The sequence below is a fragment of the Bacillus sp. FJAT-29937 genome, assembly GCF_001509555.1.
Classification (GTDB): Bacteria; Bacillota; Bacilli; order Bacillales; family Cytobacillaceae; genus Cytobacillus.
In genome coordinates, this window is sequence record NZ_LMAS01000006.1 from 54,769 (window position 1) to 70,541 (window position 15,773).

Genomic DNA, 15,773 nt, shown 5'->3' on the forward strand with positions numbered 1-15,773 from the left:
TAAAAAGTCCACTAATTTATCTGCAAGTCGAATTTCGCGTATAATAGTAGTTCGTATTAGGAAACAAACTTTACGGAAATAATAAGGTAAATAATCCAAAATAAAAGAGGCTTAGTTATGGGCAAAGAAAGTTTTAAAGATTATCAATTAAGTAATGAAATTGTAAACGCGCTGGATCGCTTAGAATATAAAAATCCAACAGCCGTTCAAAGTAAGGTCATTCCCCTTGTGTTAGAGAAAATGGATCTTGTTGTGAAATCACAGACAGGCAGCGGAAAGACTGCCTCGTACGGGATTCCGATTTGTGAATTAATTGATTGGAAGGAAAATAAACCTCAAGCGTTAATTTTGACGCCAACGAGAGAACTTGCTGTTCAAGTGAAGGAGGATTTCATAAACATCGGCAGATTTAAACGGATAAAAGCAACAGCTGTTTATGGAAAGCAGCCTTTTGCCATCCAAAAAACAGAATTAAAGCAAAAAACGCATGTAGTCGTCGGTACTCCGGGCCGCGTGTTAGATCATATTGAAAGAGGTACTCTGGCCTTAGATCAGATTCACTATCTTGTTATAGATGAAGCGGACGAAATGTTAAACATGGGATTTATTGAACAAGTAGAGGCCATTATCAAGGAGATGCCTCGAAAACGAGTGACGATGTTATTTTCAGCTACTTTGCCGGAGGAGGTTAAGAACCTCTCGCTCAACTATATGAAAACACCTATCGATATTGAAATTAAGGCGACGGGAATTACGACGGATAAAATTGAACATTCTCTTTTTAAAGTGGCGGAAGACGATAAATTTTCTATGCTTACAGATGTAACGATTGTTGAAAATCCAGATAGCTGCATCATCTTTTGCCGGACAAAGGATCGAGTAGATTCTGTGAGTGATCAGTTAGGGGATTTAGGATATAGCTGTGATAAAATCCACGGCGGCATGATACAAGAGGATCGTCTTGACGTGATGAATGACTTTAGAAGAGGGGAATTTCGCTATTTGATTGCTACGGATGTAGCCGCTAGAGGAATTGATATTGATAATATCACACATGTTATCAACTATGACCTTCCGTTAGAGAAAGAAAGCTATGTCCACCGGACGGGAAGAACAGGACGGGCGGGTCAAAAGGGAAAAGCCATTACTTTTGTTACTCCATTTGAAGATCGGTTTTTAAGTGAAATTGAAGAGTACATTGGTTTTGAAATTCCAAAAATTGTCGCTCCTTCGAAAGATGATATTTCAAATAAGAAACCTGCCTTTGATGCAAAAATGAATGTTGAACCAACGATTAAACAAGCAAAAAGTGAAAAATTGAACAAGCAAATCATGAAATTGTACTTTAATGGCGGGAAGAAAAAGAAGCTTAGAGCGGTAGATTTTGTTGGAACGATTGCAAAAATTGAAGGCGTATCAGTGGAGGACATTGGCATCATTACAATATTAGATACGGTTTCTTATGTTGAAATATTAAATGATAAAGGTCCGATTGTGTTGAAAAAGATGAAGAACACAACAATAAAAGGGAAGCTGTTGAAAGTACATGAAGCAAGAAAGTAGCGGTGGCAGCAGCTTGGGAGATAGGGTCCCTCTGATATCAAACTGAAAATCAACCTTACTATTAGTAGCCAAAGCCTCTCCTTAAAACTGGGGAGGCTAAAAGTTAATTTTTTGAAAGTAGCCAATATTGTAAAAGTTAATTGACAAATTTTAGAATTCTATTAAACTAAAAATAGCTCTGTCCTCAAATTCCTCTTTATATTACAACTTTTTAAGTCTTTTTTCCTTTTACTTTCTCCAACAGACCCTTTTTTTACTCGCATTCACACTTAAAAATCTAGTTAAGGTATAGATCAAAATATATTATATGGAAAGCAGGAGGGATGTTATGGGATTCGAAGAAGAATACCTGGCCTTTTTGAATACTCACTTTCAGGTAAGATCTGGTGAACGGCTTCGGCGCTTACAAGAAGGTCACAATGAGGCTGAAATGCTGTTTTTGAAGCAAGTGTGGTGGCCTTTGTTTTACCATTTCAAGTATCTTCATCCAGAATATGAAGTCGATGATTTCAAGGACGGTCAAAGGTATTTGGATTTTGCTTATATTCGTCCCGGAATCCGGCTTTGCCTTGAGATCGACGGGTATGGCCCTCACTTGAAGAATATAAGCAGATGGCAATTTTCCGACAACCTGGAACGCCAAAACCAGTTGGTGATTGACGGATGGACTGTGATCCGTTTTTCTTTTGACCAAGTGAAAGAGAAGCCACGCAGATGCCAACAGATTGTTCAGCAAGTGATTGGCCAATGGCTGGGCGATGAACTAGACGAGACATCTTTGTCCTTTGCCGAAAAGGAAGTGCTTCGGTTAGCGATTCGAAAAGGAGAAACCATATCCCCTAAAGAAGTCGGGACGTATTTGAAGCTAAGTGACAAGACGGTAAAAAAGGCACTTTCGCAACTAGTCGAAAAAAAGCTGCTGATTCCCGCATCTGGGGTAAAAAGGGTTCGCACATATCGGCTTGGCGACCAGGTTAAGCACCCGATCAGATAATTAGTCGGAGAAACTCCACCTATTTGGTAAAAAAGTCAAAAAACAGCTTTAATAGACGGAGAGATTCCGCCTATTGACTCGAAAAACGTGAAAATAAGGGATTTTGCTTGGCATAGTCGGAAAACCTCCCCTTATTTTTCCCGAGACGAGCACCATTCCGCATTTAACCGGAAAACCTCCGTTTATTTTACTTTCAATAGTTGCTGTGAAAACCTACAAATAAAAAACCCCTCACCACAAGTGAGAGATTTTTCACGTGGCACCTATCTAGTTAAGCGCCACTTGCTTTATTCTATGCTTAGACTTTTCTTTATACATTTCCTGGTCCGCCAATTCCAGGATTTCTTCAGGGTTAAAATTAGTTCCGGGTTTATATTGATACAAACCGTGGCTGGCTGAGATTGGGTAGGGTCTTTGTCCGCTTATAGCCATATTCTGAAGCTCACTTTGAATGTTGGACCAGATTGCTTGTGCGGTGTCCATTTGCCGTTCGAAAAATAGAATGATAAATTCATCACCGCCAAGGCGGAAAAGGACGTCTTTTTCTTTAGTATGGAGTTTGATGGTTTCGCAGCAAGTAGTAATCAGGTCATCGCCTGCAGAATGTCCGTACATGTCATTTACCACTTTTAAATTGTTTATATCAATATAGCAGACTATGAATTCTGATGATCCATCTATAAGGTGTTGTGAAAGGATTTCCATTCCTCGCCTTCTGTTGAGAACTCCTGTAAGCGGGTCAAGCGATGCATGATGATAAAGCTCTTCTTCCGTTGCCTTCAAATCTGTAATGTCCGTGCTTCCAATTAGGACACAGGATTCACCTAAGTAATTGACCAGTTCAAAATTGAGCATCGACCATTGCTGTTTATGTTTGACCATATAATTTTTTAAGCATTGATGTTCTTCGAGTTTTTTTACGATTGCTTGTTTTTCCTCCGGTGTGGTCAGCATGAACCATCCATCAAGCTTTGTCATATCTTTATTTTTCAAATGAAAGTATTCGATGGCTTGCTGATTTAGGAGCAAAATGTTGCCGGTTGTAAAGTTGAAAAGGACCAACGGATTAGGATTCATGTGAAATAATCTGCGAAAGCTCTCTTCATTCTTCATTAGTTTCCATTCGTTAGTAAAATTATTTTTGCGGAAGGTATAGAAGGCATACGCAATCGTAAATGAAATAACAGCAGCACCCGTTGAATTCACCATCTTAAATAAAAATGAAAAGTGATTTTTTTCAAGCAAAAACAATCCTGTAATGAAAAACAGATGAGTTCCCGTAATGAGGCCAGCTTGGTGCCGTGGCTGAACCGGGAAGACAACAGCAGCCGCTAAAAGAACAATAATATATGCATAGATATTCCCATTATTAAGCTGGCTGTTGATAGAAGAAACGGCGCCTATAAACAAATAAAGAAATACATAGGTGAGAATAATTGGCCCTTTGGCGTTGTCCTTGCTACGGCGATAGACGATCAAAAAGATAAGGGAGATCATCAGCCCTATGATATGAAAGGCTGAAAGGTTAAATTTATAAATTGGGTTATTCAGTTTAGCCAAAAGGATAAAGTCCACAATGAAATAACAGGGATAGGTGAAGATGAGCATATAGGAAACGTGCTTAATTCGCTCGAATAATAGGTTTTCATTACATTCGATAAATTGTTGCTCTATATCATTTTCACACGTAGCGTTTTTTGCCAATAACTCCATCAGAACTACCATCCCTTGTAATCAAATCACACCTGTATTTTATCATTGAAAACAGCGGCCTGTCACGAAAACAATGGGACATTTCTTGTTAAATGGTGTCGTATCCACTACCGGTGACTGGTTGATTTCACTGTTTGAAAAATAAACGGAAGAATTCCGCCTATTTTGGGAAATGCTCATATTTCCCTGAAAATAAAGGTGCTTATTCCGGTTATATTATCCAAATCTTTGTATTTTGCCCGATTTTGAGAAGTTAGTCGGAATATGTCCGCTTATATCCGCTTCTTTAGCCTTCTTTAAGACATTAGCCGGAAATTCTCCGCCTATGGATGCTCATACCTGTATCAAAAATCGGCAAAATAGGAAATTCCCCTTGCCAAAATATTTATGAGATTTCCAATGCTCATCCATTTCCTAATTCATGTTACTATTAATGAATGAACTAGTTTACTAGGGTTACTTCAGGATTAGGAGAATGAACAATGTTTATCATGATAGGGATCATCGCCTTATTAATCTACGTCGGGTTGGTGTATTATATCGGCTGGCGTGGATATCGTTGGCTGCGTCCGGAAAAATCGTCGCGAAGGTTTAAAATACTTTACACCATGGTAGTAGCCATAGCAGCTACTTCCTTCATTATGGGTCGAATTTCGGGGATTACATTTCTCAGCAAAATCGGCGCATACTGGATGGCCATTTTTTATCTGTTTCTCCTGTTGGTGCCAGTTGCCCATATTTCTGTGATCGTGCTGCGCTTAACTCGATTGCCACGCACCGGTACGCAGAAGTGGGCGGGAATAGTGATTTTGGTTCTAACGATTTCCTTACTTATTTATGGTACTTATAATGCATATAATCCAATCGTTCGTACGTATTCAATCCATATGGGAAAAAATACCCCATCATTAGATTCACTAACCATTGCAATGGCCGCGGATACACATTTTGGGTTGTTGTCTGGCAAAGATCATGCGAAGCGTCTAGTTAAAGAAATCAATGGGATGAAACCGGATATCATCCTACTGCCGGGAGATCTAATTGACGATGATATACAACCTTTCTTGGACCAGGGGATTGATGAGATTTTATCCAAGCTTCACGCTCCCTTTGGTGTATACGCCACTTTGGGAAACCACGACCGGCATAACGGTACGATGCAGGAATTAATTGATACAATAGAGCGAAGTGGAATCAACGTACTTTATGATGAAGCTGTTACAATCGAAGACCAACTTACATTGATTGGGCGAAAAGACCGCAGAGATCCCGATAGATCGGAATTGAACCAGATCATGAAGGGGGTTGACCTCTCCAAACCGGTGATCCTCCTTGACCATCAGCCCTATGACTTGGATATTGCCCAAAAAGCGGGTATAGACTTGATGTTGTCGGGGCACACTCACCACGGCCAAGTTTTCCCGGCGAACTTAATTACGGATTCGATTTATGAGAATTCTTGGGGGTATTTTAAGAAGGGCAGCATGCATTCGGTTGTAACAGAAGGTTTTGGATTCTGGGGCCCGCCAATCCGGATTGGAACGAGGTCAGAAATTGTGAGAATTCAGGTGGATTTTGAATAAGTAAATTGGGAAGTGAGAATCACCTATGTATAAGGTTGGTATTGTAGGACCGGCACGTTCAGTTGGGGTAATTTTACACTACGCAAAAGAATTTGAATCAAACCTAACATTTGTCGGATACTCCTATAACATTGTAAGTGAAACAACGGATATACTAGAAAAACATCATAATAATGTCGATTTTTGGCTATTTTCAGGCTATATTCCTTATAAGATCGCACAAAAATCAAAGCATTTTTCAAAGGATAGAATGGAGTATATTTTTATTACAGGGGATATGTTTTATCGCGGTGTGCTAGAAATAAGCCATGAAATTGGAAAGTTAGTGAAAAATGTTAGTATCGACGTACTAGATGTTCCTGAGGAAAGCTTTTTTGATGAAATAGTAGATTTAGATAAAATTTTAAATCATGTATATATCATACGATTTACGGCTAACACATCCATCGCTGAAATTATAGTCCATCATGCAGCACTCTGGAATGAACAAAAAATAGATAGTGTCATTACGGTTTACCCGACAGTCGAAGAAAAATTAAAGGAGATGGGGATTCCTGTTTGTTTGGTTAGCCCACACACCCAGGCTATTTATCACACGCTACAACTATTTAGCGAAAAAATCCAAACATTTTATTATAAGGAAACCCAAACCACTGCTTTAGTTGTACAAATTAAAAATTTTGATTTAATAAAAATGGCGAATAAAAATGGCTATGGAATCCATTTTTTACAGCTTAATATGAAAAAAATTATTCTGCAAATTTGTGAAAAAATAGATGGATACCTAATTGAGGAAAGTAATGGCCGCTTTGTCATTTTTAGTTCGCGTGGGATTGTTGAACGAAATATTAATGCAATATTTGAAATGATTGATCGTTTGTCAGTTGAAACAGAACAGCAAGTTGTTGTTGGTATTGGACATGCCTCTACGGTTTACTATGCGGAAAATTATGCGCATCATGCCATACAACATTTAATGGAGAAGGGGACCCAAGGTATTGTTGTAATGCAGGAAGATGGGGCAATGACAGAAATTGCCCAAGGGTCATCGCAAATTTCGTATGCAAGTCGTATTCAAGATAAGGAGTTAATTGAACGACTGAATAAAACGTCTATCAGTGGAAAAATGTTTGCAAAAATCGAGGCCATTATGAACGAGTTAAAAGTTGAGGCATTTAGTGCAAAAATGTTGGCAAAAGAGTTGAACATGACTGAACGGAATGCGCAGCGAATTATTTCAGAATTAGCGAAGGTTGAACTGATTGAATATTGTGGGGAGGAAAGTCGCAATTCAAGGGGGCGCCCTGCTAAGTTATATAATTTACGTGCATAATACTAATTGAAATATTGTAATGGGAAAAAGCATTTTCTATTTTAAGATAGAAAGTGTTTTTTTCTTTTAATCCAAAACCATATTCCAAAACTATTTTCAGTTATTTTGAAACCCCAAAAAATTTATTGAAAGCTTTTACAATTCGATATATAATTTACGTATATTTTACGAAAATGTCGCTAAATAAAAAAGGAGGGCATTTATGAAAGAAAATATTCTGGAGAAAAAACTTCGTAAAACATTGGTAATGCTACTATTCATTGGTTGGGCATTAGGGAACCTAGACCGTTATTTAATGAATTATGCCGTTGTGTATATTGGTAAGGATCTTGCGCTAACAGCAACGGAGACAGGTTTAATCTTGAGCTCATTTTTTCTAGGATATGCGTTAATGCAATTGCCCGGGGGGATTTTGGCTGATAAATTTGGGGCAAAACGGGTTTTATTAGTAGCGGTGATTGTATGGTCCATCTTTACAGGTTTAACAGCAGTTGCATTGACATTAGGTGTGATGGTGGTCATTCGATTCTTATTCGGAATTGGTGAGGGCGGTTTCCAACCTTCAGCTTCAAAGATTATTTCAACGTCTTTCCCTGTGAATGAGCGAAGTAAGGCAATGTCTATCATGCTTACATCTGGTGGGATTATGGCGATGCTTGTACCCATTATTTCAGCTGCATTATTGGTAACTATTGGATGGCGTACATTCTTTGTTATTGCTGGTTCATTGGGGGCAATTATTGCATTCCTATATTGGAAATATGTACCTAAGGATGAAGTAGCAAAAGAGTCTGTTAAAGGGCCTCAAGTAAAAGCGATATTAGGCATTTTATTTAAAAGGCCATTAATGTGGAGTTTAGTAATTGCTTACTTTACCATTTATGCGGTGAACTGGGGTTTAAATTCTTGGATGCCGAAATATTTATCAGATGTACGTGGGCTTGATTTAGTTTCCATTGGCTGGTTACAAATGATACCTGGTGCTATTCAGATTATTGCCATGTTGATATTTGGCTATTTAATCGACAAATTAGATTTAAAAGTAAATAAGTTTATTGGTGCTATATGTGCACTCGTTTTAGCTGGATTCCTATATTTAATGTTTAATGCAGAATTGATTGCGTTATTTATCACATACCAAAGTATCGTAACATTGTTATTGACTTTTGTTATGTTACTATTACCATCATTTGTGTTAAAGAGAATTCCTTCAGATTATGCGGGAACAGCTATGGGTATGGCAAACACCGGGGGACAACTGGCAGGATTTGTTACACCTACCTTAATAGGGTTCATGGTTGATTCATTTAATGGTTCATATAATGCTGCAATGTGGCTGTTAGTAGTGATTTCGATTATTTGTGTAGGTGCGATTTTAACAATCTCTTCAAATGGTCAAGGTAATAAGGAGGCAGAGCATGAGTACATTGCATAATTCATTATTTCATGTAACCAATTTTCTTCAAGAGAAAAAGAAAACGTTTACAACAATCAGTGATAAAATCTGGGCAAAACCGGAATTGCATTTTAAAGAAAGATATGCGGCTTCAGTAATGGAGGAAGCATTAAAAGCTGAAGGATTTACAGTTAAAAAAAATATAGCGAGTCTTGGAACTGCGATCATGGGCAGCTTTGGCAGTGGTCCGACTGTTATAGCATTTTTAGGTGAATATGATGCCCTGCCATTATTAAGTCAAGAAGGTGGAAAAGCAGAATATTCTCCGGTTGAAGAGAATGGCAATGGGCACGGCTGTGGACACAATTTACTTGGTACAGGTGCATTTGCAGCAGCAGTAGCGGCGAAAGAATATGTTGAAAAAACAAATGCACCGTTCACTATTCGCTTTTACGGTTGTCCGGCTGAAGAAAACGGATCAGGTAAAGCCCACATGGCAAAGCATGGTGTGTTTAATGATGTAGATACGGCTATTTCGTGGCATCCAATGACAAACAATGCAATTTGGAATATAACAACACTAGCAAACTACGCTGCGACTTTTAAATTTACAGGTAAGAGCGCTCATGCGGCTGCAGCTCCTCATCTTGGGCGCAGTGCTTTAGATGCAGTGGAGCTAATGAATGTTGGTGTAAACTACCTGCGTGAACATGTTATTCAAGAAGCGCGCATTCATTATGCTGTGGTCAATAGTGGTGGTACATCTCCAAATGTAGTTCAGCCCTATGCGGAGGTTTCTTATTTAATTCGTGCGCCAAAGAAACAGCAAGTAATGGATATCCATAAGCGTGTTCAAAAAATTGCTCAAGGTGCGGCCTTAATGACAGAAACAACATTTGAGGAACACTTTGAGGGGGCAGCATCGGATTTAATTCCAAATACAACACTTGCAAAAGTGATGCAGCAGCAGTTTGATGAGGCCCCATCCCTTCAATTTAGTGAAGAGGACTTTGCTTTTGCTGAGCAAATTTATCAAACATTGAATGATGAGAGCAAGGCTTTAGCTTATATGAATATGTCTCCTGAGCAAAAGGAATTAATAGGCAACAAGCGTCTATGCGAGCATGTATCCCCATTATCACAAGAGATGATGCTGTATGGCTCTACTGATGTTGGAGATGTTAGCTGGAAAACACCAACAGTACAATGTACAACTTCTTGTTTTGCACTTGGGACACCACTCCATACTTGGCAAGTAGTAGCTGTTGGTAATACGCCAATTGGACATAAAGGTATGCTTTATGCGGCGGATATTATGGCTCGCACTGCGATTGCTTGTATGGAAAATCCGAAAATTATTGAGGAAGCAAAAGAGGAGTTAAAGACTCGGTTAAAGGATGAAGAGTACGTTTCACTCATTCCAGAAACATAAAGTAATTGAAAAAGAGATGTTACCATCAATGGGCATCTCTTTCGTCATAAAAGAGAGGTAAACAGGATGCTAGAGCAAATTACAAATACAGCAAAAACATATACAATGAGAGGGAAACCTGCATCTTATATTCCGGTATTAGCGCTTCAATCTGTAGACCAATTTGCCGCATGTATCATAGATCAAAGTGGAAATTGTTTTGAGGCTGGTAATATAGAAGCACAATTTACTCTGCAAAGCATTTCAAAGGTTATTAATTTTATTGTGGCCTGTGAATATCATGGATTACAATTTGTCCTTGATAAAGTAGATGTTGAACCAACAGGTGACGCTTTTAATTCAATTATTCGTCTAGAAAGCACGGCACCGGGGAAACCATTTAATCCGATGATAAATGCGGGTGCAATTACTGTTGCCTCCATGCTACCCGGAGAAACTGTGAAGGATCGAATAGCATATGTTGCGGATTTTTTATATCGTATTACAGGTCATCTCCATCAAGTAAACGAAGAGGTTTATCGTTCCGAAATTGAAACAACCCATAGGAACCGGGCAATTGCTCATTATTTAAAGGCAAATGATTATTTGCTTTGTGATGTAGAGGAATCGGTAGAGACCTATATTCGTTTATGCTCACTCGAGGTTTCCGCAAAGGATCTTGCAAAAATAGGGCTTATGCTTGCCGGAAATGGCGTGCATCCATCAACAAACGAAAAGTTTATAACACCTAAAACAGCAAAAGTAACTAAAGCTTTGATGACAACTTGTGGACTTTATAACGCCTCAGGAAAGTATGCTGCTTCTATTGGAATTCCAATGAAAAGTGGTGTATCAGGCGGCGTTTTATGTACAGTAGCGGACGGTAAAGTTGAATACCTTAAAGGGAAATTAGGCATCGGTGTTTTTAGCCCGGGAATCGATGATATAGGCAATAGCGTTGCAGGCATGAAATTTATTGAAAAACTTTCGCAGACTTATGATTTAAGCATTTTTTGAAAGGGAGAAATAGGGCCGGTTCTCATTGTAATTGTTCGCGGGTTTCGAAAGCACCGTCTCGATATTACTAAAGAAGGAAATAGAAAATGATTAAAGGGCCAATAAATGATTTCAAGTAGACAATAAATATGAGCTAAAAATCCGTTAGTTTAAATGGAGTTTTAACTTCTCCCAACTTGAAACAAAGGTTGGGTTTTTATTGTTTTTTTATGAGGATACTCTTCATTTCCAGCCCTTCAACTGTATATTTTTTTATCTTGATAAGCCTTTGTAGCAAGCAGGGCCAGTATTAATATGAATTCAGCTATATTATGTAAGGCAGCAGTTTTTAAAAAGTGGATCATTGGTGCGAAGCTCATAATTAAGGTTCCGATAAAATACCATGGCCATTTTTGCTTCATCCAGATCATAATTGATGTAACGACTAACACAATGGAGACACCAATGATCATGACAGGAGGTCCGTCTCCAGCTCCTACATTTTTATAGCTTAAAACACCATACTTCATAGTAGGTTCTAGGGTAATTCCCCTGACCACTGTAACGAATTCGACGATAATCAAACAAATCGTCAATAAGACAGCAAGCCATGGGACAATGCCTTTTTTTGCCCATTTAAGATTTGCCTTTACTAGAGTATGCCAGGCAAAGAGGACAAGCAGGGGGGTGATAAGGGCATGCAAATAGTATCGGGCTAGGTTTAATGCCCTCAGTAAGTCTCCCTCTCCCATGTATTTCCCCAGTGCTAGGATCCCATTATCATAGAGTAAAGCCAGAATAACCATCATTAGTACATTTCCAATGTCAGTCCAACTTTGCCCTTTAGTCAGCAGGCTACCTAGTATGAATAGAATTAGGTATGAGATGGTAAGTAATGAATAGATAACAGTATCCATGTTCCGCTGCCTTTCTTAATTAAGATAGAAATAATAAGTCTATCTTATTGTATAAATAAAAAACTTATTTTATTCAAATATCTTCGAAAGAGCAGGAATGCCCTGATATAGCCTCTCCCACTTCGAACAACTTCTAGGGTTATAAAGTGATGAGCATTTCAAGTGTTTTGTGATAACATATATAGGTGAAAATGAAAAAGACTACATTACGAAGTCAGATTACCTGATAAGAAAACTATGAAAGTGGGAACAAATTTGACAATAATTCAAAACATCATTGATTTCATCCTACATATTGATGAACATCTAGTTGAAATCATCAAAAACTTTGGCGGATGGTCATATGGAATCGTATTTTTAATCGTATTTGTAGAAACGGGAATTGTGATTTTCCCTTTCTTACCGGGTGATTCCTTATTATTTGCTAGTGGTGCTCTTGCCGCGATGGGGGCATTTAACATTTATTTACTATTCATTGTCTATTTTTTCGCGGCGGTAATTGGGGATACTGTCAATTATCATATCGGCAGTAAAGTAGGGACTACCATTTCACAAGGAAGTTTAATGGGAAGATTGATTAACCAAGATAAAATGATGAGAGCTGAGGATTTCTTTAATCAGCATGGAGGAAAAACGATTGTGATCGCCCGCTTTATGCCGTTTATTCGCACGTTCATTCCTTTTATTGCAGGGGCGAGCAGGATGAACTACCGGTATTTCTTGATTTATAATGTGGTTGGGGCCGCAGTATGGGTAGGAGTTTGTACGATCTTAGGCTACTTTTTCGGCAATATCCCAATTGTCAAAGACAACTTTTCAACGGTTCTTTTAGCCATTATCTTCGTTTCTGTGCTGCCAGCCATTATTGGTTTGATTCGGGGGCAATTGAAGAAAGGATGACGGTTCCAAGGATGTGGTCAGGCTACGGAGAACCGCTCTTTAAATAGAGGCAGTTTTTAACTGGATGCCCTTCCCCTATAGTTGGGGGATTTCGTTAAGTACGTAATCAGAAAAATAGTCGTATAAATTCCGCTTAATTAATAAATATCATTGAAAACAGCCCTAATAGACGGAGAGATTCCGGCTATTGGCTCGAAAAACACAAAATTGGGGGATTTTACTTTGCATAGCCGGAAAATCTCCCTTTATTAACCCCGAAAACAAGCCCCATTCTGTATTAACCGGAAAATCTCCGCTTACTTTTCCTTGGCTAGATTCATAATTAAGGACAAGAAGATTCTATTAAAAATAAACAAAACCTCCTGTCCATTCGTGAACAGAAGGTTTTGTTATTACTGTTGCTGCTCCCCTGATACATTTATATGGAAGTTAACCCCGAACTTGTCCTTTACCATCCCATACAAGGGGGTCCAATCCGTCTTATGAAGGGGTACAATGACTTGTCCGCCATCTTCCAAAGCGGCGAAGATTTCTCTCGCTCTTGCCTCTTCTTTTGGATGAACGGCAATTTGAACCGTCTCGCCTGGCTGATAAGGCATGCCGTCATACGTATCGGAGAACATGAGATCCGCGTCGCCGACTTTCAAGTGTGCATGCATGACGCGGTTTTTCATGTCATCGCTCAACGGATAATTCGGGTCGGCAGGCATATCTCCGAACGTCGTGATACCCATTACTTTTCCGCCAAGAGCCTTCTCATAAAATTGTACCGCTTCTCCCGTGTTACCATTAAAAAACAAATACGGGTTTAAACCGATTGACATCATACAACAACCCCTTTGGAATAATTTGGACAACTCCATTCATGATACATTAATACGCAGCTTGCGTAAACTGGACTGACCCCACATCATGTACTTCTAGTATATTTATACGCGGTGATGCATGAGGTGGATGTGTTTCAATTAAGAAAAACCCCTATTTTTTAAGGCTTTTTCATGGCTACTTAACCACTGGCCCTTGATTATGTAAACTAACTATGTATACAATAGATATATTGTTTTCGTTTTCTTAATAAAACTTTGCTCTAACTTACACATTAAGCTGTACCCAAAACAAGCATTCAATCTTAAAAGGGGGGAGATTTGAAAGTAAAAATAAAATGAAAGCGAAAGATGGGACAGGATGTGGAGAGCACCATGAAAGGATGATTGCATGAGTGCAGATCTTACAAAAGGTCTCCAAGAAGAAGAAAAAGACGATTATTCATTTGATAAGGTTCCAGAAGAAAAACGTAATATGGGATGGTTTAGTGTAACCAACATTACGTTTGGTATTGCTACTGCGATTTTTTATTTTCAAACTGGTAGTGTAATGGCACTTCAGTATGGCGCTATGAACGCGATTATATCAGCGATTTATGCCATCGTGATTGCTGGAGTCTTAGGTACAGTGATTGCCTATTTATCCGCGAAATCAGGAATGAACGTAAACCTTATGTCTAGACAGGGTTTTGGATATATTGGTGCTTCGTTAACTTCATTAATTTACGCATCTAATTTCATCATGTATTGCGCCTTTGAAGGGATGATACTCGTTTCCGCAGTACATGCATATTTCCCCACAATTCCACTATGGATATTAATTATCGTTTTTGGATCCATTGTCATCCCGCTAAACTGGTTTGGCATTAAACAATTGGATAAATTACAAAAATGGTCATTACCAATCTTCTTTATCTTTTTAATTGCCATTATCATTGTCGCAGCCAATATACCCTCTCAATTTGACGGGCACTTTTGGAGCTATATGCCTGAAGGTGTACAGATAGGTGGAACAGCTTTATTGTTATGTATAGGAATGCAACATGGAATTATGGGACTAACCGCCTTAATTGCATCGGATTATGCGCGTTTCCTTAAACCAAAAGATATTACATTTGGATCCATTATGATCGGATTTATTCCGCAAATTTTTTGTTTTGGTGTCATGGGACTACTTGGAATTTGGTTTGGTGTCAAGTTAGCTGAATCTAATCCTGGGATCTATATTGTCACAATTCTTGGACTAGGCGGAGTCATTTTTACGATGTTAACTCAACTGCGTATTAACGTTACAAATATATACAGTGCTTCCCTATCATTGTCCAATTTCTTTGAGAATGTGCTCCATTTCAAACCTGATCGCCGTTTCTGGGTTGTTGTCTCAGGCATCGTATCGATCGTACTAATGCTTGGCGGTATTCTAGATTATTTAGGTAGTGCGATGACATTCCAAGGGGTTCTCTTAATGGCATGGGCTGCTATTTTAGTTACAGATGCATTAGTCGTGAAGAAGCTGTTGAAAATTGGACCGCAGAAATATGAAGCCAGACAAGAAAAATTATATAAATGGAATCCCGTTGGGGTTGCACCATTAATTATCTCAAGTGTCCTTGGAACGATTGCAGCATTAGGGTATATGGGAACGTTCCTGCAAAATACAGCTACTTTCTTTGCGGCGGTACTAGCTTCACTCCTTACCGTTGCAGTGGCAGTCTTTACGAAGGGGAGATACTACAGCAAAGAATCTGAAGTATTAAGTGTGCAACGAAAAAAAGAAAAAGAGAGAAAAATGCCGAAATACACAAGAGAAATACCGCTTGATTAATTAAAACAATTGTAAATGATACATGTTTGATCAAAGGTCCTGAAACGATAAACAGGACCTTTTGATGTTCGGAAGCTAAATATGTGCTTTCCCTAAGAAATTTTAGGGGAAGCACTTTTTTATTTAACGGTTTCGTCCAAAGCGATACTAACCCATCTTAGATAATTTTCATACATTGGCAGTAAACCAGGATGGCTTACTAGATAGTAATGGAGATTTTTAAAAACGAATGATATCAATACGAATAGACAACTAGATGTAAGGGAGATATTAAGGTGGAAATAATGATTTCAATACGAATAGACAATTAAATGTAAG

At 38.6% G+C, this 15,773-nt stretch carries 12 protein-coding genes; 9 read left to right on the forward strand and 3 right to left on the reverse strand.

All coding sequences use genetic code 11. The annotated features are described in order from the left end of the window. The first annotated feature begins 117 nt into the window (after positions 1 to 117). Together AR328_RS13960 and AR328_RS13965 are read left to right on the forward strand one after the other, a co-directional pair. The gene (locus AR328_RS13960) at positions 118 to 1,563 is read left to right on the forward strand and encodes a DEAD/DEAH box helicase (protein WP_066296136.1); all 1,446 of its coding nucleotides are present in this window, start codon (positions 118 to 120) and stop codon (positions 1,561 to 1,563) included. A gap of 328 nt (positions 1,564 to 1,891) precedes the next feature. Further along, entirely contained in the window at positions 1,892 to 2,557 is a 666-nt protein-coding gene (locus tag AR328_RS13965) for a hypothetical protein (RefSeq protein ID WP_066296144.1), read from the forward strand. Positions 2,558 to 2,824: 267 nt separating this feature from the next. Here the strand turns inward: AR328_RS13965 and AR328_RS13970 are convergent, their stop codons facing one another. Beyond that, a complete protein-coding gene (locus AR328_RS13970) occupies positions 2,825 to 4,270 on the reverse strand; it encodes a sensor domain-containing diguanylate cyclase (RefSeq protein WP_066296151.1) in 1,446 nt (481 codons plus the stop codon). A 482-nt stretch (positions 4,271 to 4,752) separates the two neighbouring features. On the opposite strand from AR328_RS13970, the gene AR328_RS13975 reads away from it, so the two are divergent. The 5 genes from AR328_RS13975 to glsA all read left to right on the forward strand — a co-directional run bounded on the left by AR328_RS13975 (position 4,753) and on the right by glsA (position 11,010). Further along, entirely contained in the window at positions 4,753 to 5,853 is a 1,101-nt protein-coding gene (locus tag AR328_RS13975; RefSeq protein WP_066296157.1) for a metallophosphoesterase, read from the forward strand. Between the two features lie 25 nt (positions 5,854 to 5,878). Continuing rightward, positions 5,879 to 7,186: a hypothetical protein gene (locus tag AR328_RS13980; protein WP_066296161.1), complete on the forward strand. Its 1,308-nt coding sequence runs from the start codon at positions 5,879 to 5,881 to the stop codon at positions 7,184 to 7,186. A gap of 202 nt (positions 7,187 to 7,388) precedes the next feature. After that, positions 7,389 to 8,621, forward strand: a complete 1,233-nt coding sequence (locus tag AR328_RS13985) for an MFS transporter (RefSeq protein ID WP_066296164.1) — start codon at positions 7,389 to 7,391, stop codon at positions 8,619 to 8,621. After that, the gene (locus AR328_RS13990) at positions 8,605 to 10,014 is read left to right on the forward strand and encodes a M20 family metallopeptidase (protein ID WP_066296170.1); all 1,410 of its coding nucleotides are present in this window, start codon (positions 8,605 to 8,607) and stop codon (positions 10,012 to 10,014) included. Before AR328_RS13985 ends, AR328_RS13990 begins: the two co-directional genes overlap by 17 nt. A 66-nt stretch (positions 10,015 to 10,080) precedes the next feature. Next, the gene (glsA, locus tag AR328_RS13995) at positions 10,081 to 11,010 is read left to right on the forward strand and encodes a glutaminase A (protein ID WP_066296173.1); all 930 of its coding nucleotides are present in this window, start codon (positions 10,081 to 10,083) and stop codon (positions 11,008 to 11,010) included. A 236-nt stretch (positions 11,011 to 11,246) separates the two neighbouring features. Here glsA and AR328_RS14000 read toward each other — a convergent pair whose 3' ends face one another. After that, positions 11,247 to 11,906: a hypothetical protein gene (locus AR328_RS14000; protein WP_066296180.1), complete on the reverse strand. Its 660-nt coding sequence runs from the start codon at positions 11,904 to 11,906 to the stop codon at positions 11,247 to 11,249. A 255-nt stretch (positions 11,907 to 12,161) separates the two neighbouring features. Between AR328_RS14000 and AR328_RS14005 the strand changes: the two genes are divergently transcribed. Continuing rightward, positions 12,162 to 12,806: a VTT domain-containing protein gene (locus AR328_RS14005; RefSeq protein ID WP_442854453.1), complete on the forward strand. Its 645-nt coding sequence runs from the start codon at positions 12,162 to 12,164 to the stop codon at positions 12,804 to 12,806. Between the two features lie 392 nt (positions 12,807 to 13,198). Here AR328_RS14005 and AR328_RS14010 read toward each other — a convergent pair whose 3' ends face one another. Beyond that, positions 13,199 to 13,630: a VOC family protein gene (locus AR328_RS14010; protein ID WP_066297291.1), complete on the reverse strand. Its 432-nt coding sequence runs from the start codon at positions 13,628 to 13,630 to the stop codon at positions 13,199 to 13,201. Between the two features lie 391 nt (positions 13,631 to 14,021). Between AR328_RS14010 and AR328_RS14015 the strand changes: the two genes are divergently transcribed. Further along, positions 14,022 to 15,455: a purine-cytosine permease family protein gene (locus tag AR328_RS14015; RefSeq protein WP_066296191.1), complete on the forward strand. Its 1,434-nt coding sequence runs from the start codon at positions 14,022 to 14,024 to the stop codon at positions 15,453 to 15,455. Positions 15,456 to 15,773 lie beyond the last annotated feature (318 nt).